This is a genomic window from Nonomuraea angiospora (assembly GCF_014873145.1).
GTDB classification, from domain to species: Bacteria; Actinomycetota; Actinomycetes; order Streptosporangiales; family Streptosporangiaceae; genus Nonomuraea; species Nonomuraea angiospora.
In genome coordinates, this window is record NZ_JADBEK010000001.1 from 3,468,002 (window position 1) to 3,491,493 (window position 23,492).

The 23,492-nt window shown below is 72.5% G+C and carries 20 protein-coding genes; 15 read left to right on the plus strand and 5 right to left on the minus strand.

What is annotated here, in order from left to right; genetic code table 11:
* Window positions 1-5: 5 nt before the first annotated feature.
* From fdh to H4W80_RS15750, 5 genes are read left to right on the plus strand one after another with little or no spacing between them, the layout of a single operon-like run.
* Complete coding sequence (fdh, locus tag H4W80_RS15735) at window positions 6-3,233, plus strand: formate dehydrogenase (protein ID WP_192785775.1); 3,228 nt, start codon at window positions 6-8, stop codon at window positions 3,231-3,233.
* Window positions 3,233-4,030, plus strand: a complete 798-nt coding sequence (locus tag H4W80_RS15740) for a 4Fe-4S dicluster domain-containing protein (protein ID WP_192785776.1) — start codon at window positions 3,233-3,235, stop codon at window positions 4,028-4,030. The genes fdh and H4W80_RS15740 overlap by 1 nt, the downstream gene beginning before the upstream one ends.
* Entirely contained in the window at window positions 4,027-5,007 is a 981-nt protein-coding gene (nrfD, locus tag H4W80_RS15745) for an NrfD/PsrC family molybdoenzyme membrane anchor subunit (protein ID WP_192785777.1), read from the plus strand. The genes H4W80_RS15740 and nrfD overlap by 4 nt, the downstream gene beginning before the upstream one ends.
* Window positions 5,004-5,129, plus strand: coding sequence for a hypothetical protein (locus H4W80_RS62705; protein ID WP_264085986.1), 126 nt, complete (start codon window positions 5,004-5,006; stop codon window positions 5,127-5,129). The genes nrfD and H4W80_RS62705 overlap by 4 nt, the downstream gene beginning before the upstream one ends.
* A complete protein-coding gene (locus tag H4W80_RS15750) occupies window positions 5,126-5,662 on the plus strand; it encodes an NUDIX hydrolase family protein (RefSeq protein ID WP_192785778.1) in 537 nt (178 codons plus the stop codon). Before H4W80_RS62705 ends, H4W80_RS15750 begins: the two co-directional genes overlap by 4 nt.
* Here the strand turns inward: H4W80_RS15750 and H4W80_RS15755 are convergent, their stop codons facing one another.
* From H4W80_RS15755 to H4W80_RS15765, 3 genes are read right to left on the minus strand one after another with little or no spacing between them, the layout of a single operon-like run.
* Entirely contained in the window at window positions 5,663-7,243 is a 1,581-nt protein-coding gene (locus H4W80_RS15755) for an arylsulfatase (protein ID WP_192785779.1), read from the minus strand.
* A gap of 58 nt (window positions 7,244-7,301) precedes the next feature.
* Window positions 7,302-8,189, minus strand: a complete 888-nt coding sequence (locus tag H4W80_RS15760; protein WP_192785780.1) for a sulfotransferase family protein — start codon at window positions 8,187-8,189, stop codon at window positions 7,302-7,304.
* Between the two features lie 55 nt (window positions 8,190-8,244).
* On the minus strand, window positions 8,245-9,129 hold the full coding sequence (locus H4W80_RS15765) for a MurR/RpiR family transcriptional regulator (protein WP_192785781.1): 885 nt from the start codon (window positions 9,127-9,129) through the stop codon (window positions 8,245-8,247).
* Between the two features lie 85 nt (window positions 9,130-9,214).
* Here H4W80_RS15765 and H4W80_RS15770 point away from each other — a divergent pair, with 85 nt between their 5' ends.
* From H4W80_RS15770 to H4W80_RS15810, 9 genes are all read left to right on the plus strand, one after another.
* The gene (locus tag H4W80_RS15770) at window positions 9,215-10,771 is read left to right on the plus strand and encodes an ABC transporter substrate-binding protein (protein WP_192785782.1); all 1,557 of its coding nucleotides are present in this window, start codon (window positions 9,215-9,217) and stop codon (window positions 10,769-10,771) included.
* Window positions 10,771-11,721 carry an ABC transporter permease gene (locus H4W80_RS15775; protein WP_192785783.1) on the plus strand — a complete coding sequence of 317 codons (951 nt, stop codon included), beginning with the start codon at window positions 10,771-10,773 and terminating at the stop codon, window positions 11,719-11,721. The genes H4W80_RS15770 and H4W80_RS15775 overlap by 1 nt, the downstream gene beginning before the upstream one ends.
* Window positions 11,718-12,530, plus strand: coding sequence for an ABC transporter permease (locus H4W80_RS15780; protein ID WP_192785784.1), 813 nt, complete (start codon window positions 11,718-11,720; stop codon window positions 12,528-12,530). Before H4W80_RS15775 ends, H4W80_RS15780 begins: the two co-directional genes overlap by 4 nt.
* Window positions 12,527-13,690 (plus strand): anhydro-N-acetylmuramic acid kinase, encoded by a 1,164-nt coding sequence (locus H4W80_RS15785; protein ID WP_192785785.1) that lies wholly within the window; start codon window positions 12,527-12,529, stop codon window positions 13,688-13,690. The genes H4W80_RS15780 and H4W80_RS15785 overlap by 4 nt, the downstream gene beginning before the upstream one ends.
* A complete protein-coding gene (locus H4W80_RS15790) occupies window positions 13,687-14,748 on the plus strand; it encodes a serine hydrolase domain-containing protein (RefSeq protein ID WP_192785786.1) in 1,062 nt (353 codons plus the stop codon). The genes H4W80_RS15785 and H4W80_RS15790 overlap by 4 nt, the downstream gene beginning before the upstream one ends.
* Window positions 14,745-16,334, plus strand: a complete 1,590-nt coding sequence (locus H4W80_RS15795) for an ABC transporter ATP-binding protein (protein WP_192785787.1) — start codon at window positions 14,745-14,747, stop codon at window positions 16,332-16,334. Before H4W80_RS15790 ends, H4W80_RS15795 begins: the two co-directional genes overlap by 4 nt.
* Before the next feature lie 31 nt (window positions 16,335-16,365).
* Window positions 16,366-16,794: a winged helix-turn-helix transcriptional regulator gene (locus tag H4W80_RS15800; RefSeq protein WP_192785788.1), complete on the plus strand. Its 429-nt coding sequence runs from the start codon at window positions 16,366-16,368 to the stop codon at window positions 16,792-16,794.
* Window positions 16,795-16,819: 25 nt separating this feature from the next.
* Window positions 16,820-17,551: a carbon-nitrogen hydrolase family protein gene (locus tag H4W80_RS15805; protein ID WP_192785789.1), complete on the plus strand. Its 732-nt coding sequence runs from the start codon at window positions 16,820-16,822 to the stop codon at window positions 17,549-17,551.
* Window positions 17,552-17,662: 111 nt separating this feature from the next.
* Window positions 17,663-18,325, plus strand: coding sequence for a sensor domain-containing protein (locus tag H4W80_RS15810; RefSeq protein WP_192785790.1), 663 nt, complete (start codon window positions 17,663-17,665; stop codon window positions 18,323-18,325).
* Between the two features lie 14 nt (window positions 18,326-18,339).
* Here the strand turns inward: H4W80_RS15810 and H4W80_RS15815 are convergent, their stop codons facing one another.
* Entirely contained in the window at window positions 18,340-19,143 is an 804-nt protein-coding gene (locus tag H4W80_RS15815; RefSeq protein WP_192785791.1) for an SDR family NAD(P)-dependent oxidoreductase, read from the minus strand.
* A 70-nt stretch (window positions 19,144-19,213) separates the two neighbouring features.
* Here H4W80_RS15815 and H4W80_RS15820 point away from each other — a divergent pair, with 70 nt between their 5' ends.
* Window positions 19,214-19,759, plus strand: coding sequence for a TetR/AcrR family transcriptional regulator (locus tag H4W80_RS15820; protein WP_192785792.1), 546 nt, complete (start codon window positions 19,214-19,216; stop codon window positions 19,757-19,759).
* Here the strand turns inward: H4W80_RS15820 and H4W80_RS15825 are convergent.
* Entirely contained in the window at window positions 19,744-23,478 is a 3,735-nt protein-coding gene (locus H4W80_RS15825) for a S8 family peptidase (RefSeq protein ID WP_192785793.1), read from the minus strand. The genes H4W80_RS15820 and H4W80_RS15825 overlap by 16 nt on opposite strands.
* Window positions 23,479-23,492 lie beyond the last annotated feature (14 nt).

Sequence of the window (23,492 nt, forward strand, 5' to 3'; positions counted from 1 at the left end):
GCGTCATGGACATGCGTTGGCCGCTGCTGCGGCAGTTGACCGGCGAGGACCGCAGCGGGCGGGGAGCGGCGGTGAAGTCGGCCAGGACTGCGGCGCTGCGTGCCCGCACGGCCACGGCCGACCGGGTGGTCAAGTCGATCTGCCCGTACTGCGCGGTGGGCTGCGCCCAGAACGTATACGTACGGGATGAACGGGTCGTCCAGATCGAGGGCGACCCCGACTCCCCCATCAGCCGCGGCCGGCTGTGCCCCAAGGGCGCGGCCAGCCTCCAGCTCACCACCGCGTCCGGTCGCAGGCATCAGGTGCTCTACCGCCCGCCGGGCGGGGCCGACTGGCAGGAGATCGACCTCGGCACGGCCATGGACATGGTGGCCGACCGGGTCATCGCCACCAGGCGCGCGACCTGGGAGTGGGAGCGGGACGGCAAGCGCACCGCCAGGACCCTGGGCATCGCCAGCCTGGGCGGCGCGACGCTGGACAACGAGGAGAACTACCTCATCAAGAAGCTGCTGACGGCGCTCGGCGTGGTGCAGATCGAGAACCAGGCCCGGGTCTGTCACAGCTCCAGCGTGGTCGGGCTCGGCACGTCGTTCGGCCGGGGCGGGGCCACCACGTTCATGCAGGACCTGCAGCACTCCGACTGCGTGGTCATCCAGGGCTCCAACTTCGCCGAGGCGCACCCGGTCGGCTTCCAGTGGGTGATGGAGGCCAAGGCGCGCGGCGCGGTGATCATCCACGTCGATCCGCGCTTCACCCGCACCAGCGCGCTGGCCGACCTGCACGTGCCCATCCGCGCGGGTTCGGACGTGGCCCTGCTCGGCGGGATCATCAACCACGTGCTGGACAACGACCTGTACTTCCACGAGTACGTGGTCAACTACACCAACGCCGCCACGATCCTCCGGGAGGACTACCGCGACGCGGAGGACCTCGACGGCGTCTTCTCCGGCTTCGACCCGCAGACCCGCGTCTACGACGACGAGAGCTGGCAGTACGAGGGGATCGCGGTCTCGCCGGCCTCCGGCGAGCGCGACAAGGACTACGAGCGGCGGGTGGGCAAGCTGCCGCCGGGCCGCTCCGAGGTGCTCGGCGCCACCGGCCTGCCCATGGAGGGGACGCCGCGGCGCGACGAGACGCTGCGCCACCCGCGCTGCGTCATGCAGGTGCTGCGCCGCCACTTCGCCCGCTACACCCCGGAGACGGTCGAGCGGGTGTGCGGGGTGCCGCGCGAGCTGTTCCTGCGGTTGTGCCGGCATCTGACGGACAACTCCGGCCCGGACAAGACCTCCGAGTTCGTCTACGCGGTGGGCTGGACGCAGCACAGCGACGGCTCGCAGTTCATCAGGGCGGCGAGCATCCTGCAGCTGCTGCTCGGCAACGTGGGCCGGCCCGGCGGCGGCATCCAGGCGCTGCGCGGGCACGCCAGCATCCAGGGCTCCAGCGACGTGCCCACGCTGTTCAACCTGCTGCCGGGCTACATCCCGATGCCGCACGCGCACGAGGACCTGGGCCTGCGCAAGTTCCTGCGGGCCGACGCGCCGCACCGGGGCTGCTGGGCGAACATGCCCGCGTACCTGGTCAGCCTGCTCAAGGCGTGGTGGGGCGAGTCCGCCCAGCCGGACAACGACTTCAGGTTCGGCTACCTGCCCAGGCTGACCGGCTCGCACAGCACGTACGACACCGTGCTGGCGCAGCTCGACGGCGTCTGCAAGGGCTACTTCCTGCTCGGCGAGAACCCCGCGGTCGGCTCGGCCAACACCCGCATGCAGCGCCTGGGCATGGCGAAGCTCGACTGGCTGGTGGTCCGCGACTTCAACCTGATCGAGAGCGCCACCTGGTGGAAGGACGGCCCGGAGATCGAGACGGGCGAGCTGGTCACCGAGGACATCGGCACCGAGGTGTTCTTCTTCCCCGCCGCGACGCACACCGAGAAGAGCGGCACCTTCACCAACACCAACCGGCTGCTCCAGTGGCACCACCAGGCGGTCGAGCCGGCCGGTGACGCGCGCAGCGACCTGTGGTTCATGTACCACCTGGGGCGGATCATCAGGGAGAAGCTGGCGGGCTCGACGGATCCGATGGACGCGCCGGTGCTGGAGCTCACCTGGGACTACCCGACCGAGGGAGAGGTGGCCGAGCCGTCCGCGGAGGCCGTGCTGGCGGAGATCAACGGCTGGGGCCCCGGCGGGCGGCCCCTGTCCGGGTCCGGCGAGCTCAAGGACGACGGCTCCACGGTGTGCGGCTGCTGGATCTACTGCGGCGTGTACGCCGGCGGCGTCAACCAGGCCGCCCGCCGCAAGCCGCACACCGAGCAGGACTGGATCGCCGCCGAATGGGGGTGGGCCTGGCCGGCGAACCGGCGCATCCTCTACAACCGGGCCTCGGCCAGGCCGGACGGCAGCCCGTGGAGCGAGCGCAAGAAGCTCGTCTGGTGGGACGCGGACGCGGGCCGGTGGACCGGGTTCGACGTGCCGGACATCGACGAGGACAAGGACCCCGGCTTCCGGCCGCCGGAGGACGCGCAGGGCGTGGCGGCGCTGTCGGGGATCGATCCGTTCATCATGCAGGCCGACGGGAAGGGCTGGCTGTTCGCGCCGTCCGGGGTGGTGGACGGGCCGCTGCCGACCCACTACGAGCCGCAGGACTCGCCGGTGGCCAACCCGCTCTACGGCCACCAGCGCAACCCGGCGCGCAAGGTCTACCCGCACGAGGACAACCGCTACCAGCCGAGCGGCGGCGAGCCGGGGGCGTCGGTCTACCCGTACGTGGTGACGACGTACCGGCTGACGGAGCACTTCACGGCGGGCGGGATGAGCCGGCACACGCCGTACCTGGCGGAGCTGCAGCCGGAGATGTTCTGCGAGGTCTCGCCCGAGCTGGCCGCCGAGCGCGGGCTCGTGCACGGCGACTGGGCCACGATCATCACGGCGCGCAACGCCATCGAGGCCAGGGTCATGGTCACCGACCGGATTCCGTCGCTGCGCCTGGACGGGAAGGTGCTGCACCAGATCGGGCTGCCGTTCCACTACGGGCCCAACGGCCTGGCCAGGGGCGACGCGGCCAACGAGCTGTCGGCGATCTCGCTGGACCCCAACTCCCACATCCAGGAGGTCAAGGCCCTGGCGGCCGACATCCGGCCCGGGCGGCGGCCGCGCGGGCCGGCGCTGCCGGAGCTGGTCAGGTCCTATCAGGAGCGCGCGGGCGTCGTCGCCGGCACGGGGACGGAGGCGTGATGGGCCGCGTGGGGTTCTTCACCGACACGAGCATCTGCATCGGCTGCAAGGCGTGCGAGGTGGCCTGCAAGGAGTGGAACGCCGTCCCCGAGGACGGCCTGGCCTTCACCGGCATGTCCTACGACAACACCGTGAGCCTGGGCGCCGACACCTGGCGGCACGTCGCGTTCGTCGAGCAGCGCCGGCCGCTCGGCCACCAGGAGCCCGGGGTCGGCGACATGGACTTCCGCTGGCTGATGGCCTCCGACGTGTGCAAGCACTGCACGGAGGCGGCCTGCCTGGACGTGTGCCCGACGGGCTCGCTGTTCCGCACCGAGTTCGGCACGGTCGTGGTGCAGCAGGACGTCTGCAACGGGTGCGGCTACTGCGTGCCCGCCTGCCCGTTCGGGGTGATCGGCAAGCGGGAGAGCAGCGGCGTGGCCGCCAAGTGCACCATGTGCTACGACCGGCTGGGCGACGGGCAGGAGCCCGCGTGCGCCAAGACGTGCCCGACGGACTCGATCCAGTTCGGGGACCTCGACGAGCTGCGCGAGCGGGCCGAGCGCCGGCTCGGCCAGGTGCGCGAGGCGGGGACGGCCTCCGCCCGCCTGTACGGGCACGACCCGGGCGACGGGGTGGGCGGCATGGGGGCGTTCTTCCTGCTGCTGGACGAGCCCGAGGTCTACGGCCTGCCGCCCGGCCCCGTGGTGACCACGAGAGATCTGCCGTCGATGTGGCGGCACGCGGGGGTCGCGGCGTTCGCCCTGCTGGCGGGCGTGACGGCGATGGCGCTGCCGATCTGGAGGAGGCGGGGATGACCAGTCAGACCGACGTGCGCCTGGACGGCGCGGCCGAGCTGCGCACCGAACGCGAGGCCACGCCGGGCTCGGCGGGCGACCGGCGCGAGCGGCCGGAGGCGGGCCCGGAGAAGGTTTACGACTCCTACTACGGCCGCCCGGTGCTCAACGAGCCGACGTGGCAGGAGCACGACATCGCCGGCTACCTGTTCCTGGGCGGCCTGGCCGGCGCGTCGTCCACGCTGGCGGCCGTCGCCGAGCTCACCGGCAGGCCGCGCCTGGCCAGGGTGGGCCGGGTGGCCGCGCTGTGCGCGCTGGGCGGCTCGTTCTACTCGCTGATCCACGACCTGGGGCGGCCCGAGCGGTTCATCAACATGCTGCGGGTGTTCAAGGTGACCTCGCCAATGAGCGTCGGCACGTGGATCCTCACGGCGTACGGCCCGCAGGCCGTGTGCGCGGGGGCCGCCGACCTGTCCGGGCGCCTGCCCAGGCTGGGCCGGGCCGCCACGGTGGGGGCGGGCCTGGCGGGCCCCGCGGTGGCCACCTACACCGCCGCGCTGATCTGCGACACCGCCGTGCCCGCCTGGCACGAGGGGTTCCGCGAGATGCCGTTCCTGTTCGCCGGCTCGGCCGCGGCGGCGGCGGGCGGGCTCGGGATGCTGGCCGCGCCGCTGTCGGAGGCGGGCCCGGCCCGCCGGGTGGCGATGCTGGGCGCGGCGGTCGAGTGCGTGGCCGCCACCCGGATGGAGCGGCGGCTGGGGCCGCTGGCCGAGCCGCTCAAGCGCAGCCGGCTGCTGCGCGCGGGCGAGGCGCTGTCGCTGGCGGGCGCGCTGGCCGGGGTGACCGTCGGCCGGCGCAGCAGGATCGCGGCCGTGGCGGCGGGCGCGGCCCTGCTCGCGGGCTCCGCCTGCACCAGGTTCGGGATCTTCCGCGCCGGGATGGAGTCCGCGAACGACCCCAAGTACACCGTCCAGTGGCAGCGGAGGAGGCTCTCATGAGCCGCAAAGTCATCGCTTACCTGCCGTTCTTCGGCATCGTCCTGGTCACCTGCGCGGCTTCCTGGCTGGCGGGCAGGACCGTCCCCGAGGGCCGGATCCGGGGACGTACGATCAGCAGATGACCGAAAAGACCGAAACCACGCCTGGATGGCTCTCGCCCGACGAACTCGAGTCGGTGCGAGGCCAGCTGCCCATCCTCTACGTCGACGCCGTGCCGGTGCGGGTCGACGACACCGGCGTGGTCACCCGCGTCGGCCTGCTGCTGCGCATCGCGTCAGACGGCACGGTCAGCCGGGCGCTGGTCTCGGGACGGGTGCTGCACCACGAGCGGATCCGCGACGCGCTCCTGCGTCACTTGGAGAAGGATCTCGGCCCCGTGGCGCTCCCCCACATCCCCGCCTCCCCTCAGCCGTTCACCGTCGCCGAGTACTTCCCCACGCCCGGCGTCACCCCCTACCACGACCCCCGCCAGCACGCCGTCTCCCTGGCCTACATCGTCCCCGTCGCGGGCGACTGCCGGCCCCGCCAGGACGCCCTGGACCTGGAGTGGTTCACCCCGGAGGACGCCGCGTCGCCGGCGGTGCAGCAGGAGATGACCGGCGGGCAGGGCGTGCTGCTCAAGCAGGCCCTCGCCCACGTCGGCTGCCTGCCCTGATCAAACGGCCTTACGGAAGGAGAGGGAGCGTCCGCCCGCGTCGAACTCGGCGCGGGCGGTGATCCGCCTCCCGCTCCCGCCGGGGAGCGCGAAGCCGACCGAGATCGCGCTTCCCGGGTCCACGCGCGGCATCGTGCGGGCCCGCGCGCGGTTGAGGCCCAGCTCGACCTCGCGCCAGGGCACCGACGAGCCGTTGTAGAGCGTCACCACGACCTGGCCGCCGGTGATCTCCGTCTTCAGCCCGTACGGGAGCCGCGGGTCCGGCCCGATCGAGTCGTCCAGCAGGCTCATCAGCTCGTCCACCAGCGCCGGCCGCTCCCCCGCCAGGTCGCGGCGCTCCCCCGGGTCGGTGGCCAAGTCGTACAGCTCGACCCGGCCCTGCGGCCCCGCGCCCGCGATGTGCGGCGCGAAGCGGACCAGCTTCCACCGGCCCCGGCGGATGGCCTGGGCCTTGCGGGGCCGGTTCCACACCAGGTGGTCGTGCTTGCGGGCGCCCGCGCCGGTGAGCAGGCCGCGGAAGGACAGGCCGTCGAGGTGCGCGGGCACCGGCACCCCGGCCAGGTCCGCGAGGGTCGGCAGCACGTCCCACGAGGCCACCGGCTGCTTGACCACGCGCGGGCGTAACGCGGGCGACCAGGCGATCAGCGGCACGCGGATGCCGCCCTCATAGACGTCGCGCTTGTCGCCGCGCCAGGGCCCGTTGGAGTCGAACAGCTCCGGCGTCACGCCCTTCTCGCTGTGCGGCCCGTTGTCGCTGGTGAACAGCACGAGCGTGCGCTCGGCGACACCGGCCGCGCGTAACTCCCGCACCAGCGTGGCCACGTCGGCGTCGAGCCGGGCCACCTGCGCGGCGTGCCGCCGGTTCGGGCCGCTCCAGGGCCGGTTCTCGTAGCGGCCGGCGTCGCCGGGGATGACGCTTGGCGAGTGCGGCAGGTTGGTGGGGAAGTAGAGCAGGAACGGGTCGTCGCCGCCGCGCCTGATGAACTCGATCGCCCGCTCGAGGAACAGGTCCGGTGCGTACTGCCTGCCGTCGAGGCGCACCTTGGCGCCGTTGTGCCACAGGTACTTGGGGAAGTACTGGTGGGCGTGGGCGTGGCCGATGTAGCCGAAGAACTCCTCGAAGCCGCGCTCGTTCGGGTGCGAGGCCTGGCCGGGCCGCTCGGGGCCGAAGCCCCACTTGCCGAAGCAGGCCGTGCGGTAGCCGGACAGGCGCAGCAGCTCGGCGAAGGTGAGGTCGGCGTCGTTCAGCGAGCGCTGCGGCCCGCCCTCCGGGTTCTCGCGTACGGTGCCGTGGCCCGCGTGCAGCCCGGTGAGCAGCGCGCAGCGCGACGGCGCGCAGAGCGGCGCCCCCGAGTAGGCGGTCTCGAAGCGCACGCCCTCGGCCGCCAGCCGGTCCAGGTTGGGGGTGCTGATCAGGCGCTGCCCCTGGCTGCCGATCTCGCCCCAGCCCAGGTCGTCGGCCAGGATGACGAGGATGTTGGGCCGGGCGGGGAGTCCCGGGGCCGCGAGAGCGGGTTTGGGCAGGCTGAGGCCGGCGAGACTTCCGGCGAGCAGGGTACGGCGCGAGGGCCCGTCGATCACGATCGGCAACCTATCGGAGACCAAGGCGACGAGGAGACAAATCGCAGCTGAACTTCCGTCACCGCGTATAGCCCCACAAGCGGCAGATCTCGCGCAGCTCCTCGGGCACCTCGTCCGCTGACGGCAGGGGGCGGCCCGCGACGACCGTCCCCGCGCGGATCTTGTCACGCCAGTCGCCGATGCCCTTGACGAAGCCGCCGTGGTCCTTCTGGCCGTAGGTGAGCATGACCGGCTCGAACTCCACGCCCAGGAAGAGGCAGAGCCGCCGCAGCTCGCGCTCGGGGTCGGCGACCAGGTCCTCGTAGCGCAGGGTCAGCCCGTCGAGGTGGGTGCGGGCCTCCTCCAGGTACGTCATGTAGCTCAGCGTGCGCGGCACGGCCTCCTCCATGGGCCGCTTGCCCGGGTCGGCCTCGTGCCAGGACTGCACGATGGACATGGGGTGGCGCAGCAGGAAGACGAAGCGCGCGTCGGGCCAGCAGGTGGCGATGCGCCGCCAGGCGAACACGTTGCTCGGCGTCTTCTCCGCCAGCACCGGCTTGCCGCTGCGGGTCAGCTCGCGGTGGAGCAGCCGGTCCCACACGATGTGCTCGATGTCGCTGTGGGTGTGGCCGAGCGCCTCCATGGCCTGCCGCACGGGCTCGGTGCCGAGCCCGACCGTGAGCCGCCTGAAGTGCGTCTCGATGGGCGAATGCACCTGCGAGTGGCTGTTCAGCATGACCCGCAGGAGCGTGGAGCCCGACCGTACGGACGACAGCAGGAAGACCGGCTCGCGCAGCAGCCGGTCGTGCGCGGGATCGGCGGGCGGCCGCACCTCGTCGCCGGGCAGCCGCTGGAGCGCCAGCGGCGGCGGTGGCGGCGGTTTCGGCGGCTGCTTCCGCGGCCGCCGCGTCAACGTGTATCCGGTCAGGCCCTCCAGCGTCGTGTTGGCCCGGTACCTCCAGCTCATGGCCCACCAAGGTAGAGACAGCCCGTGAACCCCAGGTGAATCCGGGCTGTGAACCTCATCCGCGCTTGTGCACGACCCGCTCGTGGACGACCGCGTACGTGTTGCGCAGCGCCGCCATCGACTCGTCGTAGGAGGCCTGCGCGACCCCCGTGAACAGGCAGTCCACCACCATGAGCTGGGCGATGCGGCTGCCCAGCGCGCCCGAGCGGAACTTCGTCTCCCGCGCGGCCGTCGTGAGCGTCACGTCGGCGGCCCGGGCCAGCGGCGAGTCGTGGAAGTTCGTGATGGCCACGGCCGAGGCGCCCGACTTGCGGGCGATCGACAGGAACTCGACCGTGTCCACGGTGGCGCCCGTGTGGGACACGGCGACCGCGACGCAGCCGGAGTCGAGCGTGGCCGCCGACGTCCAGGCCGAGTGGGCGTCGTGCCAGTTGATCGCCGTACGGCCGATGCGTGACAGCTTCTGCTGCAGGTCGAGCCCCACGAGGGAGCTCGCGCCCACCCCGAAGCTGTCGATCCGCCGGGCCGCCAGCAGCAGCGACACGGCGGTGGCCAGCGCGTCCATGTCCAGCGAACGCGCCGTGTCGGCGATGGACAGCGTCTCGTTCATCGCCACCTTGGAGACGATGCCCTCCAGGCTGTCGTACCGGTCGATGTCGCCGGAGGCCTCCGGAAGGCTCGACGTGGTCAGCTCCTCGCGCGCCACCGCCCTGGCCAGGTCGATCCTGAGGTCCTTGTAGTGGGCGTAGCCCATGCGCTGGTAGAAGCGCACCACCGAGGTCGTCGAGGTCGCGCAGCGGGCGGCCAGCTCGGCGATGGACAGGTTGGCCGCCTGCGCGGGATCGCCGACGAACTCCTCCGCGATCCGCCGCTCCGACGGCCGCAGCGCGGGCAGGGCGGCCCGGATGCGGATCAGCACGGTCCCGTCGTCCTCGGCCATCCTCATCCATCCCCGCAACGGAAAGAAAAGTACCCCAGTGGTAGGGTCTGCGTAATTTTATGACCGACTCCCCCCAGGAGACCACATGCCCCGTGGCGCAATCTCCGCGGTAGGCATCGCCGCTGCGCTGTCCATCGCCCTCACCAGCTGCTCGTCGTCCTCGCCCTCATCCTCTGGGCCCGCCCCGGGCGCCGGCGGCGCGGCCTCCGGCAAGACCCTCGTGGTCGGCGTGACCTCCGACCCGGACACGCTCTTCCCCTGGAAGGCCACCCAGTTCCAGGCCGTCAACGTGCTGCAGAACCTGTACGGGACGCTCACGGAGTTCGACAAGGACCTGAACGTGGTCCCCGGGCTGGCCGAGTCGTGGCAGACCTCGGACGACGGCAAGAAGCTCACCCTCAAGCTGAGGCAGGGCGTCACCTTCGCCGACGGCAGCGCGTTCGACTCCCAGGACGCGAAGTCGTCGCTGGAGAAGATCATGGACGAGAAGACGGCGGCCGTGGCCAGGGCGTCGCTGTCGTCGGTGAAGTCGGTCGAGGCGCCCGACGCGGGCACCTTGGTGCTGGAGCTGACCGGGCCCGACGCCGCGCTGCCGGCCAACCTGGCCACGGTCAACATGGCGATGCTCTCCTCCGACGACACCGAGGAGAAGCTCAACACCACGCCGAACGGCACCGGGCCGTTCAAGCTGGGCAAGCGCGTGGCGAGCCAGTCGATCACGCTGGCCAGGAACGACGCGTACTGGGGCAGTGAGAAGCCGAAGGTGGCCGCGGTCGAGTTCCGGGTGATCCCCGACGAGTCGTCCATCGTCTCGGCCATGCAGTCGGGCAACGTGCAGCTCGCCATCTTCAACGACCCGCTCGTCGCGCAGACGGCGCAGGGCGGCGGCACGCTCACCGTGACCAAGACGCCGCAGCTCAACTACCACGTGCTCCAGCTCAACGCGCAGCACGGCGACCTCAAGGACGTCAACGTGCGCCTGGCGATCCAGTGCGCGATCGACCGCAAGCAGGTGCTCGACACCGCCGCGCTCGGCGAGGGCGAGGTGACCGGGCCGATCACCGCTCCCGCGTTCAAGTCCGACCCGAACAAGCGGCCCTGCCCGGCCCGCGACCTGGCCAAGGCGGCCGAGTATCTCGGCAAGGCGGGCAAGTCCGGCGGGGTGACCGTCAAGACCATCGTCTCCCAGGGCGAGTACGCGACCTCCGTCAACGAGGCCCAGAACCTCAAGGCCCAGCTCGCCGAGGCCAAGATCAACCTGGAGCTGGAGGTGCTGGAGTCGGGCGCGTTCGTGGACCGCTGGGTGGCCGCCGACTTCGACGCCGCCGTGGCCCTCAACGGCGGCCGGCCCGACCCGGACGGCTCCTACGGCCGCTACTTCACCAGCAAGGGCAACCTGAACAAGGTCGCCGGCTACAGCTCGCCCGAGCTGGACAAGCTGTTCGCCGAGGGCAAGGCGACGACCGACCAGGCCGCCCGCAAGGCGATCTACGAGCAGGTCTCGGCGAAGCTGGAGGAGAACGCCCCCTGGATCTGGCTGTTCTCCGGCTACACCTACACCGCCACGACCTCCGGCGTGCAGGGCTTCGTGCCGATGGCCAGCGGCTCGCTGCAGTACCTCCGTACGACCTCGGTGGGCTGATGCGCCTGCGCAACCGGATCCTGAGCACGGCCGGCACCCTGTTCGGGGTGGCCGTGCTCGTGTTCGTCATGCTGCGGGCGATCCCCGGCGACCGGATCACGGCCGGGCTCGGCACCGAGGCCGCCGCGCTCACGCCCGCCCAGCGGCAGGCCCTGGAGCAGTACTACGGGCTCGACCAGCCGCTGGTCACGCAGTTCTTCTCGTGGCTGGGCAACATGTTCACGGGCAACTTCGGCTACTCGGCCCGCCAGCAGCAGAGCGTGCTCGACCTGACCCTGCACTCGCTGCCGGTGACGTTCGAACTGGCGGTGCTCTCGATCCTGCTGGCGCTGCTGATCGGGGTGCCGCTGGGCATGCTGGCGGCCTCCAGGGCCAACTCCCCCAGGGACGCCCTCGGCCAGTTCGTGAGCCTGGCGGGGCTGTCGGTCCCGGCGTTCCTGCTGGCCACGGCGCTGCTGTCGATCTCCGCGGCGTCGTTCGGGTTCAACCCCAACGGGCAGGGCTTCGCCATGCTCTTCGACGATCCGCTGCTCAACCTGCGGCAGATGCTCCTGCCGGCGCTGGTGCTCGGCTTCGGCATCGCGGCGCCGATCCTGCGCACCACCCGCACGGCGGTGCTGGAGGTGCGCTCGGACGACTTCGTCCGCACCGCCCGCGCCAAGGGCGTGCCGGAGCGGCGGCTGCAGGTCAGGCATGTGCTCGGCAACGCGCTCGTGCCGATCGTGACCATGACCGGCCTGCAGTTCGGCTACCTGCTCGGCGGCGCGGTCGTGGTGGAGCAGATCTTCTCCGTGCCGGGCGTCGGCCGGCAGGTGCTGCTGGGCATCCAGCAGAAGGAGTACGCGGTCGTGCAGAGCACGGTGCTGGTGATCGCGCTGGCGTTCGTGCTGGTCAACCTGCTGACGGACGTGCTCTACCGGGTGATCGACCCGAGGGTGAGGGCCTCGTGAGGAGGAGTCCCGCCCTGGTGGCGGGGTCGGTGATCCTCGTGCTGCTGGCGATCGTGGCGGCGCTGTCGTACGCCGGGCTGCTGCCGTACGACCCGGTCGCGCAGCACCCGCCCTCCCGGTTCGGGGCGCCGTCCGGCGCGCACCTGTTCGGCACCGACCAGTTCGGCCGGGACGTGTTCTCGCGGGTGGCGGCCGGGGTCGGCAACTCGGCGCTCATCGCGGTCGTCGCGGTGGCGTTCGCGACCGTGGCGGGCACGCTGGGCGGGCTCGTGTCCGGCTTCTACCGAGGCGTCGCCGACGGCGCGATCGGCGGGGTCACGAACGTGCTGTTCGCGTTCCCGCCGCTGCTGCTGGCGCTGTCGCTGGCGTCGGTGCTGGACCGGAACTGGTTCACCATCGCGGTGGCCATCGCCATCGTGTACGTGCCCATCTTCGTGCGCGTCACCCGGGGCCCGGTGCTGTCGCTCAGGGAGATCGAGTACGTGAAGGCGGCCGTCTCGACCGGCATGAGCCGCTGGCAGATCATGCTCAGGCACGTCCTGCCGAACATCACCTCGATCGTCATCGTCCAGGTCGCCCTGTCGCTGTCGTGGGCGGTGCTGACCGAGGCGTCGCTGAGCTTCCTCGGCCTGGGCACGCCGCCGCCCGCGCCGTCACTGGGCTCGATGATCTTCGAGGCGCGCAGCCTGGTCTTCGTGGCCCCGTGGACGCTGATCGCGCCGGGCGCGCTCGTCGTGCTGCTGGTGGTGGGCCTCAACCTGGTCGGCGACGGCCTGCGTGACACACTCGACCCGCGAGGAAGACGATGAGAATTCTTGGGATGATCTCCGGCACGTCGCACGACGGGATCGACGTGGCCGTCGTGGACTTCGAGCTCGTCGGCGGCCTGCTCGAAGGCCGGGTGGGTCACACGGCGAGCACGCCGTACCCGGCGGAGCTGCGGGCCCGGCTGATCGCGGCGCTGCCGCCGGCCGAGACGACGCTGGCCGAGGTGTGCGTGCTCGACACGCTCATCGGGCAGAGCTTCGCCGAGGCCGCGGCGTCGGCGATCGCGCTGGGCGGGCCCGTCGACCTGATCGTCTCGCACGGGCAGACCGTCTTCCACTGGGTGGAGGGCACGCACGCGCTCGGCACGCTGCAGATCGGCCAGCCCGCGTGGATCGCCGAGCGGACCGGCGTCCCGGTGCTGTCGGACGTGCGCGTGCGGGACATCACGGCGGGCGGGCACGGGGCGCCGCTGGTGTCGGTGCTGGACGGGCTGCTGCTGCGGGCCCACGAGGGCGGGGCGGCGGCGCTCAACCTGGGCGGCATCGCGAACATGACCGTGGTGCGCGGCGGCGAGCTGTACGCCTACGACCTCGGGCCCGCGAACGCGCTGATCGACGCGGTGGTCACGAGCAGGGGGCTGAACGAGCGGGGCTTCGACGCGGACGGGCGGATCGCGGCCTCGGGCCGGGTGGACGAGCGGCTGCTGGAGGTGCTGCTGGACGAGCCCTACTACGCGCTGGCGGCCCCCAAGAGCACCGGCAAGGAGCTGTTCCACCTCGGCTACGTGGAGGCCGCCCTGGCCCGGGCGGGACGCGCGCCCGGGGACGCCGACCTGGTGGCCACGCTCACCGAGCTGACCGTCCGGACGGTGGCCCGGGACGTGCGGGCCGCCGGGGTGGGCGCGCTGGTCGTCTCGGGCGGCGGCTGCCGCAACCCCGTGATCATGGACGGGCTGCGGGCCGCGCTGCCCGGCGTGGACGTGGCGCCGTCCGACGACTACGGAGCCCCGTCCGACGACAAGGAGGCCATCGCGTTCGCGCTGATCGGCTGGCTGACCGCGCACGGCCTGCCCGGCACGGCGCCGGGAGGGACGGGCGCCCGGGAGGCCCGCATCCTCGGCACGCTGACGCCCGGCGCGGGGCCGCTCGCGCTCCCGGCGCCGGTCGCCGAGCCGCCGCGCTCGCTGGTGCTGACACGATGAGCCGGTCGCCGGGCGACGAACAGGTGAGCCCCCCGCCGGGCGTGGTCATGGCCGCGCGGACGCCGTGGTTCGACCTCACCGAGTGCTCCGGTCACCGGACCGTGCGCCGGCAGGGCGGCGAACTCGTCGGCGAGGCGCCGATGACCCTGGACACCAGCCACGACCTCGCCTCGGTCACGAAGGTCGTGGGCACCACGACGGCGCTCATCCGGCTGGTGTCCGACCGGCTGGTGGACCTGGACGCGCCGCTGAGCGCGTACCTCACCCGCTCGTACGAGGCGATCACCGTGCGGGACCTGCTCCTGCACCGCGGCGGGCTGTGGGAGTGGTGGCCGCTCTACATCCAGCCGGCGCCGCCGCCCCCGCGCTACCGCCCCGGCCGCGCCCGCCACTACTCCGACCTCGGCTTCGTGCTGCTCGGCCGGATCGTCGAGACCGTCACCGGCCTGGGCCTGGACCAGGCCGTGACCGAGCTGGTCACCGAGCCGCTCGGTCTCGGCTCGACGGGGTACGGCCGCCCGACGGGCCCCGAGGTGGCCATGGGCGCCCTGGACGACCGGATCGAGATGGCCATGCTCGACACCGGCCGGCCCTACCCCGTGCCGTACCGCAGCTCCGACTTCGCGCGCTGGCGGGCCGGTCCGGTGCTCGGGGAGGTCGCCGACGGCAACGCCCACCACGTCTTCGGCGGGGTCGCGGGGCACGCCGGGCTCTTCTCGACCGTGCCGGACCTGCTCGCCTACGGCCTGGCGATGTCCCGCTACCAGGAGTACGACCGGCTGTGGCGGCCCGAAGTGGCCAGGGAGTTCTTCACCCCCGGCCCCGACGCCGGGCAGGCCCTGGGGTTCCGCACGTACGAGCTGCGGCTGTCGGAGGAGACCGTCACCGTGCTCGGCCACCCCGGCTTCGTCGGCTGCGCGGTCGGCTTCGTGCCCGGCCGCGACATCGCCCTGGCCCTGGCGAGCAACCGCCTGCTCGTCGAGGACGACCCCACCCCCACCGACGCCCTCTGGGACGGCCTGCTCCAGGCCACCACGCAACGATCGAGGACCGCATGACCCCCCTCCTGGAGATCCGTGACCTCTCGGTCGCCTTCCGCACCCGCAGGCAGGACGTCACCGTCGTCAAGGGCGTCTCGATGGAGGTCCTGCCCGGCCAGACCGTCGCGGTGGTCGGCGAGTCGGGCTCCGGCAAGTCCACCACGGCCGCCGCCGTCAACCGGCTGCTGCCGGACAACGGCCGCGTCACCGGCGGCCGGATCCTGTTCGACGGCCGCGACCTGACCGCGCTCTCCGGGCGCGAGATGCGGGCGATCCGCGGCGCGGGCATCGGCCTGGTCCCCCAGGACCCCATGTCGAACCTCAACCCGCTCATGCGCGTCGGCGACCAGATCGCCGAGGCGCTCGAGGTCCACGGCGTGGCCACCGGCAAGGCGGCCCGGTCCCGCGTGCTCGAACTCCTGGACCTCGTCGGCATCCCCGACCCGGCCCGCCGGATCGGGCAGTACCCGCACGAGTTCTCCGGCGGCATGCGCCAGCGCGCCCTGATCGCCATGGGGCTGGCCTGCCGGCCGAAGCTGCTCATCGCCGACGAGCCAACCTCCGCGCTGGACGTGACCGTGCAGCGGCGCATCCTCGACCAGCTCGAACAGCTCACCGCCGAGATGGGCACGGCCGTCCTGCTCATCACGCACGACCTGGCGCTGGCGGCGGAGCGGGCCGACGTGGTGGCCGTCATGCACGACGGCCGGATCGTCGAGACCGGGCGGGCGGCGGAGATCCTCGCCGAGCCCGCGCACGAGTACACCAGGCGGCTGCTGAACGCCGTGCCGAGCCTGTCGTCGGTGCGCGTCGCGCAACCGTCTCAGGAGAGCGAGGACCTGGTGGTGGTCGAGGGCCTGCGCAAGGTGTTCCCGATCAGGGGCACGGGCGAGGAGCTGACCGCGGTGGACGAGGTGTCCTTCCGGATCCCGAAGGGCCGTACCGTGTCGATCGTGGGCGAGTCGGGCTCGGGCAAGTCGACCACCGCCAACCTGCTGCTCGGCCTCGACGACCTCACCTCCGGCAGCATCCGCTTCGACGGCACCGACCTGGCCGCGCTCGGCAGGCGGGAGCTGTTCGCCTTCCGGCGGCGGGTCCAGCCGGTGTTCCAGAACCCGTACGCCTCGCTCGACCCCCGCTACCCGGTCGGGAAGTCGATCGCCGAGCCCCTGCGGGTGCACCGCGTCGGCACCGCGGCCGAGCGCCGCAAGGCCGCCGCCGAGCTGCTGGAGAAGGTGTCGCTGCCCGCGTCCATGGCCGACCGGCTGCCGCACGAGCTGTCCGGCGGCCAGCGCCAGCGGGTGGCCATCGCCCGGGCGCTGGCGCTCTCGCCCGAGCTGGTCGTGCTGGACGAGGCCGTCTCGGCGCTCGACGTGCTGGCGCAGGCGCAGATCCTGGAGCTGCTCGCCGGGCTGCAGCGCGAGCTCGGGCTGAGCTACCTGTTCATCAGCCACGACCTGGCCGTCGTACGGATGATCTCGCACGAGGTGCACGTCATGCGCGGCGGGCGGATCGTGGAGAGCGGCACCGCCGAGGACGTCTTCGACCGCCCGGCCGCGGACTACACCCGCGAGCTGCTCGCGGCGATCCCCGGCAACAGGTAGGTTGGAAATTCGGACTCTCTCGGAGGTGAGCATGCCCAGGGAATGCTCGATCGCCAACGCGCTGACGGTCGTCGGCGAGCGCTGGAGCCTGCTGGCCATGCGGGAGGTCCTGCTGGGCGTGCGCCGCTTCGACCAGATCGCCCGCAACACCGGCGCCAGCCGCGACATCCTCACCACCAGGCTGCGCAAGCTGGAGGAGGTCGGGCTGCTGGAGCGCGAGCTGTACGAGTCGCACCCGCCGCGCTACGAGTACGTGCTGACCGAGGCGGGGCGGGCGCTGCACTCGGTGCTGCTGTCGCTCATGGACTGGGGCGACCGGTACGTCACGAAGGGCGAGCCGCCGACGGTGTGGCGGCACAGCTGCGGCGAGCCGCTGGAGCCGCTCATGGTGTGCGCGCACTGCCGCGAGCCCGTCCACACCGAGGACATGTCCGTTATACGCGTACACCAGCCGCAGTAGGCCCTCCACCCGTCACAGTGGAAGGGTGAAGATCCTCCTGGTTCAGCCCCCTCACTGGTCTCCCGACGGCCACGCCAACTTCGACGCGATCGAGCAGCTCGTCACCGCGCGCTCGGGAGACGTGCTGCTCCTGCCCGAGCTGGCGGGCGCCGACCTGCCCCGTGCCGAATACCTGGCCAGGGTGCGCGACCTGGCCAAGGCCACGGGGATGGCGGTCGTCGGCGGGTCGCACTACGACGGACCGGTCAACCGGGGCGCCGTGTTCGACGCCGGGGGCGAGTTGCTGGCCGAGTACGACAAGGTCCATCCCTACGACGTCGAACGGCGCTCGGGCGTGGTCCCCGGCCTCCCGAGCGCGGGCTTCGAGTTACACGGCCGCCGCATGCACGTCCTGCTCTGCGCCGACCTCTGGTATTCGGCCAGCCTGGCCGGGCGCGACGGCCTCGACGCGGTGCTGGTGCCGGCCTTCTCGATCACCCGCTGGGACGGCCCCGCCCCGGCGCGCGAGCTGTGGCAGCACATGACCGTGGCTCGGGCGTACGAGTTCATGACGTACGTGGCGGTCAGCGACTGGCACCACGAGACCACCTACCACGGGCATCCCTGCGCGGGCGTCGCCGGGGTCGCCAACCCCTGCCCGCGCACCCGCGCCGGCTTCTTCACCGGCACGGGCGACGACCCGGTCTCGGCCCACGACCTGGACTTCGACCGCCTGGACGCCTTCCGCCGCGACCGCGCGGACCGTGGCTTCCGTTAGGGGCTTCCGTCAGGGGCTTCCGTCAGGGGCTTCCGGTAGGGCTGTCCCTACCACGGAATGGGCCGCGCGCAGGTTCGATCCGGTCCGGCCGCCGCTCGTAGCGTCGTGTCCATGACAACCCTCCAGCGCAGACTCGCCGCCGACACCCGCTACACGCTGCTCGGGCTCCCCCTGTCCGTGGCCTCCTTCGGCGTCACCGTCGTCGGCGTCTCGGCGGGCCTGGGCGGCGCCGTCGCCTTCGTCGGCCTGCCGGTGCTCGCCGCGACCGCCGCCGCCTCCCGGCACCTGGCCGACCTCGAACGCGTCGCGCTCCCCGGCGTGCTCGGCCACCCCGTCGCCCGCCCGCCGTACACGTCCGCCCCCGAGGGCGCCGGCTGGTTACGCCGCATGATGAACCCCCTGGCGAGCGGGCAGGCGTGGATGGACCTGCTGCACGGGATCATCGCGTTCCCGTTCGCGCTGGCCTCCTTCGTGCTCACCGCCACGTGGTGGCTCGGGGCCGTCGCCGGCCTGACCTTCCCCGTCTACGGCTGGGCCGTGGCCCGGATCCCGGGCGTCGGCGACGGGCTGCCGGAGTGGCTCGCGTTCTACGGCGACCCCACGGCGTTCGTGATCGTCAACACCGTGGCGGGCGCCCTGTTCGCCCTGACCCTGGTGCCGGTGGCCCGGATGGCCGCCCTGCTCAAGGCGGGCATCGCGCAGACCATGCTCACCCGGGCCGCCTACCCGCGGCCCGCCGCCACCCAGGAGCAGGCGTGGATCGCCGGCCGGTGACCCACCCGTCCCCCTCAGCCATGTCCGGGCGAGGGCGTGAGGGCGTCGGCGACCTGGCGGGTGACGCGGCGGCCGATGAGGGCCAGGAGCTTGCGCGGGCGGCGCGGCATCAGGTGGGCCAGGCCCAGGTTGCCGCGGCCGGGCACCACGTAGCCGCGGTCGCGGTCGAACGCGCGCAGGGCCGTCGTGACGACCAGCTCGGGGGTGGCGAGCTTGGCGCCGATGGCCGCCTGCCTGGAGCCGATCCGGTCGAAGAACGGGGTCTCGACCGGCCCCGGCGCGACCGCCAGCACCTTCACGCCGGTGCCGCGCAGCTCGCTCCAGAGCGCGAGGCTGAAGTTGAGCACGAACGTCTTGGACGAGGCGTACGTCGCGAAGTACGGGGCGACGTTGAAGCCGGCCGTGGAGCCCACGTTCAGCACGCCGCCGGAGCCCCGGGCGAGCATGCCCGGCAGGAACGCGTGCGTCAGCCCCACCAGCGCGACGACGTTGACCATGAGCTCCTCGTGCTCGCGCTCCGGCGCGATCCGCGCGAAGTGCCCGGCCGTGCCGAAGCCGGCGTTGTTGACGAGCAGCTCGACGGCGATGCCGCGGGCGGCGACCTCTTCGGCGACCCGCGGGGCCGCGTCGGGGGCGGACAGGTCCTGGACGAGCACCTCGGCCCGCACCCCGTGGGCCTGGCGCAGCGAGGCGGCGAGGGCGTCGAGCGCGGGGCCGGACCTGGCGACCAGCACCAGGTCATGCCCTCGGGCGGCCAGTTGACGCGCGAACTCGGCGCCGATCCCGGAGGAGGCTCCGGTGACAAGTGCGTAAGTCATGAGTTAGAAAGTAGCACTTTCTAATAGATCTGCGCCATTTAGTCTCAGTTTTTGGCTGTAGCGTTCCTCTATGGGAAGACTGCGGGCCGACGCCGAGCGCAGCATGCGCGCGATCATGGCGGCGGCGGAAGACGTGCTCAGCGCCAATCCGGTGGCCACGATGGAGCAGGTCGCCGAGGCGGCGGGGGTGGCCAGGGCCACCGTCCACCGCAGGTTCGCCAGCCGGGAGGCACTGATCGAGGCCATGGAGGTGGCCGCGTGGCGGGAGATCCAGGACGCCGTGCACGCCGCCCGCCCGCACACCGCGCCCGCCCAGGTGGCGCTGCACCAGGCCACGGCCAACATCCTGCAGATCAAGCCCGGCTGGCGGTTCACGCTGGCCCGCCCGGTGCCGCTCAGCACGCAGGCGCAGGCGGTGCGGGCCGAGGTGATGGAGCTGTGCGAGGCGGTGTTCGGGAAGCTGCTGGGCCCCGGCGCCGACCTCGTCTGGGCCCGGCAGGTCTATCTCGCGCTGCTGGGGGAGGCCGCGCACGGCTCTCCCCCAGGCTCCGATCCGGACACGCTGGCCACGAGGGTGATCGACACCCTCCTGCACGGCGTTCAGCGCACCGCGTAGGCGCGGATCACCTCCTGCGACAGGGTGTTGCCGTTGACGTCGGCGGCCTTCAGCCGCAGCGAGACGAAGCCGGACGGCGAGCGGTCGAGCGTCGTCTCGTAACTCCGCTCGCCCTTGTCCCGCAGGCGGGCCGGCTTCCAGGTGGCGCCGTCGTCGTACGACACCTCCAGCGAGACGTCCTTGACCGCGCTCTCCTGCGCGCCCTCCTGGTGGTAGAGGGACAGGCCGAGCCGGTGCGAGCCGGCCTGGTTCTTCAGGTCCACGGGCGCGTCGAACGAGGCCAGCAGCAGCGGGATCACCGTCGTCCCCGTGGCCCGCTCCGAGCCGAACGTCCACACCGCCCTCGTACGGGTGGACAGCTTCGCCCACTCGGCCTCGTTGGCGAGGTCGTACTCGATCCGGTACGTGGCCCGCTCCGGCGGGAGCATCCCCGACCCCGAGGGCAGGTAGTTCGTCTGCAGCAGCAGCTTGTCGCCCTGGTAGAGCCGGAAGTCGCTCTTCAGGCCGTGCTCGAACATGCTGGTGTAGCCGTCGCCGTAGTTGCGGTCGGCGTCCACGAAGCCCTGCATCGAGATGCGCAGCCGGTCGCCGTCCCGGCGCAGCGGGTTGCGCGGGTTGATCCCGGGCATCAGCGGCTGCTTGAACAGCGTCCGGCCGACCCGCTCCCCCGCCTCGTAGGGGCGGAACTCCGGCGACGACATCAGGATGCGCGGCGTGTCGGGGTGCGGCCACATGTTGTTGTAGGACCGCTCGGGGCTGCCCGCCGACGAGCTCCACTTCAGCTCGGGGTCGGGGGTGACGTAGTCGGTGCGCGTGCGCGGCGTCTTGGCCAGGGGGAGGTTCGTGGAGATGGACGAGGTGTCCCACGGCTCGAAGACGAACCTGGCCTCGTTCATCGTCACGTCGTCGGCCAGCTGGCTGTGGTAGCCGGTCTCGATCCTGGCCAGCGACCTCGACCTGACCACGTACGCGAGCGAGTCGCGCACGCGGCCCTTCTCGCGCAGGTAGAGGTCGTAGACGTACGGGCTGGCGACGATGCCCTTGGCGAGGATCGGCACGGGCAGGTGCCGCAGCCGCGCGACCAGCTTGAGCCCCTCCTCGTGCGTCAGGCGCACGGTCGGGACGGCGAGCTTCACCATGTTGCCGCCGGTGGTCACGTCGGAGCCCGGCCGGTCACTGTAGACGGCGACCATCTTCGCCCCGGCCGCCGCGGCGGCGTTGGACTGGGTGGAGACGGGCACGCCGTCCGTGCGGCGGATGACGGCGAGCTTGCCGCGCAGGTCGCGGGCCTTGATCTCCTCGGCGCTGCCCCGCCCCGCGTCCACGGCCATGAGCAGCCGGGTGCCGTCCAGGCGCGGGTACTCGGTGGAGAAGTCGCTGAACTGGACCGGGTCGACGTACTGCGGCTCCAGGTCCAGGCCCGGCGTGGACAGCTCGATCTCGGGGGCCGCCAGCCGCCAGCGGGTGGCGACGGTGAAGACGCCCTTGGTGACCTTCCTGGTGGGCTGGACGAACAGCCGCTCCTCGATCTGCGCACCGGGCGAGATCGTGGTGCCGCCGCGCAGCGCGGTGCCCTGCTCGCCGGAGCGGTACCACATGAGGGCCCCGGCGGCGCCGGTGTTCCGCTTGGTCCGGTGGTCGGGCGTCTCGACCTTCACCTCGACCGCCTTGCGGGCGTCCAGCACGACCTCGGTGTTCTCCGTGATCTTCATTTCCGGGTCGCCGAGCAGGCTCTCGTTGAGCGGCTTGCCGCCGGCGGTGCTGTCCTGCGTGGCGGGCATGGTGAAGATGTGGCCGAGCACGGAGTAGGTGCCGGGCTTGACCAGCAGGCAGGTGCCGGTGCCGTACTTCTGGTCGGTGCAGGGCTGGGAGGGGTCGCCGGGGAGCAGGCGGCCGACCAGGGTGCCCTCGTCCAGGTTGAGGACGGTGAAGCCGCCGCGGCCGGGGCGGCCGTCGCGGGCGATGCCGCGTACGCGCAGCTCGACGCGCTTGTCGTCGACGCTCGCGGTCAGCAGCGTGCGGACCGGGCCGCCGCCCGCGACGGCGGCCGTCAGCTCCTGGCGCACCAGCCCGCTCCGGGCCGCCTTGGCCGTGACCGTCACCTCGGCCTTGCCGCCTGCGGGCACGGTGAGCTTCGACGGCTCGACCGTGAACGCGTCGCCGGCCGACAGGTCCAGCTCGGCGGGCGCCTGGCCGAGGTTGTGGTAGCCCACGGTGAGGCTCTTCCGCTCGCCGGTGGTGAGCTTGCCGAAGCTCGCCGAGCCCGTCGAGGCCACGACCGAGCCCTTGAGCGCGGCGGCCACGTCGATGCGGCCCGCGCCCTGCGCGTCCACGGCGATGTCCTGGCCGGGCCTGGCGGTGGCCATGAGCAGCGACTTCAGCTCGTTGCCGGCGATCCCCGGGCGGGCCTGGCGCAGCAGCGCCGCCGCGCCCGCGACGTGCGGGGTCGCCATCGAGGTGCCGGAGAGCGTGAGGGTGCCGCCGCCCGCCTTGGCGGCGGTGATGTCCACGCCGGGGGCGGTGACGTCGGGCTTGACCGACAGGTCGGCCGTGATCGGGCCCCTGCTGGAGAACGGCGCCAGCGCGTCCCGCTTGTCCACCGCGCCGACGGTCAGCGCCTCGGGGGCGTCGCCCGGGGTGCCCACGCACCCGTCGCAGCCGTCGTTGCCGGCGGCCACCACGAACAGCGTGCCGTACTGCTTGCTGAGCCGCGTCACCGCCGCGGTGAGGGGGCCGCCGGCCGCGCGGTCGCCCAGGCTCATGTTGACGACCTCGGCGTGCTTCTCGCCGGCCGCCCACTCCATTCCGTCGATGATCCACGAGAGCTGGCCGTAGCCGTCGGCGTCGAGCACGCGGCCGTTGAGCAGCCGCGCGCCGGGCGCCACGCCCTTCCCGACGCCGCCCGCGCCGGTGCCCGCGACGGTGCTGGCGACGTGGGTGCCGTGCCCGTGGGGGTCGCCGGTGACGCTCTGGCCGGTGAAGTCGCGCTGGTCCGCGACCTTGCCGGCGAGGTCGGCGTGCGCGGCGTCCACGCCGGTGTCGAGGACGGCCACGGTCGTGCCGGTGCCGTCGTACCCGGCCGCCCACGCCTCGGGGGCGCCGATCTGCGGCACGCTCTGCTCCAGGTCCGGCCGCACCTTGCGGTCGAGCCAGATCTTCCGCACGCCCGCCAGCGGGCCCGACGCCCGCAGGCTCGGGGTGGCCAGCCTGGCCAGCTCCGCCCCGAACGCCGCGGCGTCCCGGGTCGCCACCGACACGCCCGCGCCGCCGATGCTCTCCAGCGTGCGGGTCTGCTTGACGGCGGGGATGGCGGCCTTGGCGGCGTTGCCCTCGTAGGTGAGGATGAGCGGGATGGCGCCTGCCGCGTAGCCCTGCTCGGCCAGCTCGGTCACGTTGAACAGCGCGGTGTCGAGCCGGTCGGGGACCAGGGCGGCGACGTCGTCGGGGACGACGGTCACGCCGGTGTCCGTCTCCAGCACCTGGAACGTCGGGACGGAGCCGTCCGCCCGCGGCGCGGGGGTGACCGTCACCGCGCGGTGCTCGCCGTCCACGGCCCGCACCTGCACCTGGTCACCGGTGATCAGTGTGATCTCGCCGGCCGGGGCGCTCGTGAACGCCATCGGCGGGCCGGCCGCTTCGGTGCCGGCGTGCGCGCCGGGTGCCGAGAGTAACGATGCGACCATGACCATGGAGACGGCCGCAACCCGCCATCGTCCCATGGACGACCTCCAGA

Excerpts from the sequence above, each read along its gene's own strand:
- H4W80_RS15790 (WP_192785786.1), top strand. The coding sequence starts at position 13,687 with ATGAGCCGGTCGCCGGGCGACGAACAGGTGAGCCCCCCGCCGGGCGTG.
- H4W80_RS15740 (WP_192785776.1), top strand. The coding sequence starts at position 3,233 with ATGGGCCGCGTGGGGTTCTTCACCGACACGAGCATCTGCATCGGCTGC.
- H4W80_RS15775 (WP_192785783.1), top strand. The coding sequence starts at position 10,771 with ATGCGCCTGCGCAACCGGATCCTGAGCACGGCCGGCACCCTGTTCGGG.
- H4W80_RS15815 (WP_192785791.1), bottom strand. The coding sequence starts at position 19,143 with ATGACTTACGCACTTGTCACCGGAGCCTCCTCCGGGATCGGCGCCGAG.
- nrfD (WP_192785777.1), top strand. The coding sequence starts at position 4,027 with ATGACCAGTCAGACCGACGTGCGCCTGGACGGCGCGGCCGAGCTGCGC.
- H4W80_RS15770 (WP_192785782.1), top strand. The coding sequence starts at position 9,215 with ATGCCCCGTGGCGCAATCTCCGCGGTAGGCATCGCCGCTGCGCTGTCC.
- H4W80_RS15750 (WP_192785778.1), top strand. The coding sequence starts at position 5,126 with ATGACCGAAAAGACCGAAACCACGCCTGGATGGCTCTCGCCCGACGAA.
- H4W80_RS15810 (WP_192785790.1), top strand. The coding sequence starts at position 17,663 with ATGACAACCCTCCAGCGCAGACTCGCCGCCGACACCCGCTACACGCTG.
- H4W80_RS15765 (WP_192785781.1), bottom strand. The coding sequence starts at position 9,129 with ATGGCCGAGGACGACGGGACCGTGCTGATCCGCATCCGGGCCGCCCTG.
- H4W80_RS62705 (WP_264085986.1), top strand. The coding sequence starts at position 5,004 with ATGAGCCGCAAAGTCATCGCTTACCTGCCGTTCTTCGGCATCGTCCTG.
- H4W80_RS15820 (WP_192785792.1), top strand. The coding sequence starts at position 19,214 with ATGGGAAGACTGCGGGCCGACGCCGAGCGCAGCATGCGCGCGATCATG.
- H4W80_RS15800 (WP_192785788.1), top strand. The coding sequence starts at position 16,366 with ATGCCCAGGGAATGCTCGATCGCCAACGCGCTGACGGTCGTCGGCGAG.
- fdh (WP_192785775.1), top strand. The coding sequence starts at position 6 with ATGGACATGCGTTGGCCGCTGCTGCGGCAGTTGACCGGCGAGGACCGC.
- H4W80_RS15760 (WP_192785780.1), bottom strand. The coding sequence starts at position 8,189 with ATGAGCTGGAGGTACCGGGCCAACACGACGCTGGAGGGCCTGACCGGA.
- H4W80_RS15785 (WP_192785785.1), top strand. The coding sequence starts at position 12,527 with ATGAGAATTCTTGGGATGATCTCCGGCACGTCGCACGACGGGATCGAC.
- H4W80_RS15825 (WP_192785793.1), bottom strand. The coding sequence starts at position 23,478 with ATGGGACGATGGCGGGTTGCGGCCGTCTCCATGGTCATGGTCGCATCG.
- H4W80_RS15795 (WP_192785787.1), top strand. The coding sequence starts at position 14,745 with ATGACCCCCCTCCTGGAGATCCGTGACCTCTCGGTCGCCTTCCGCACC.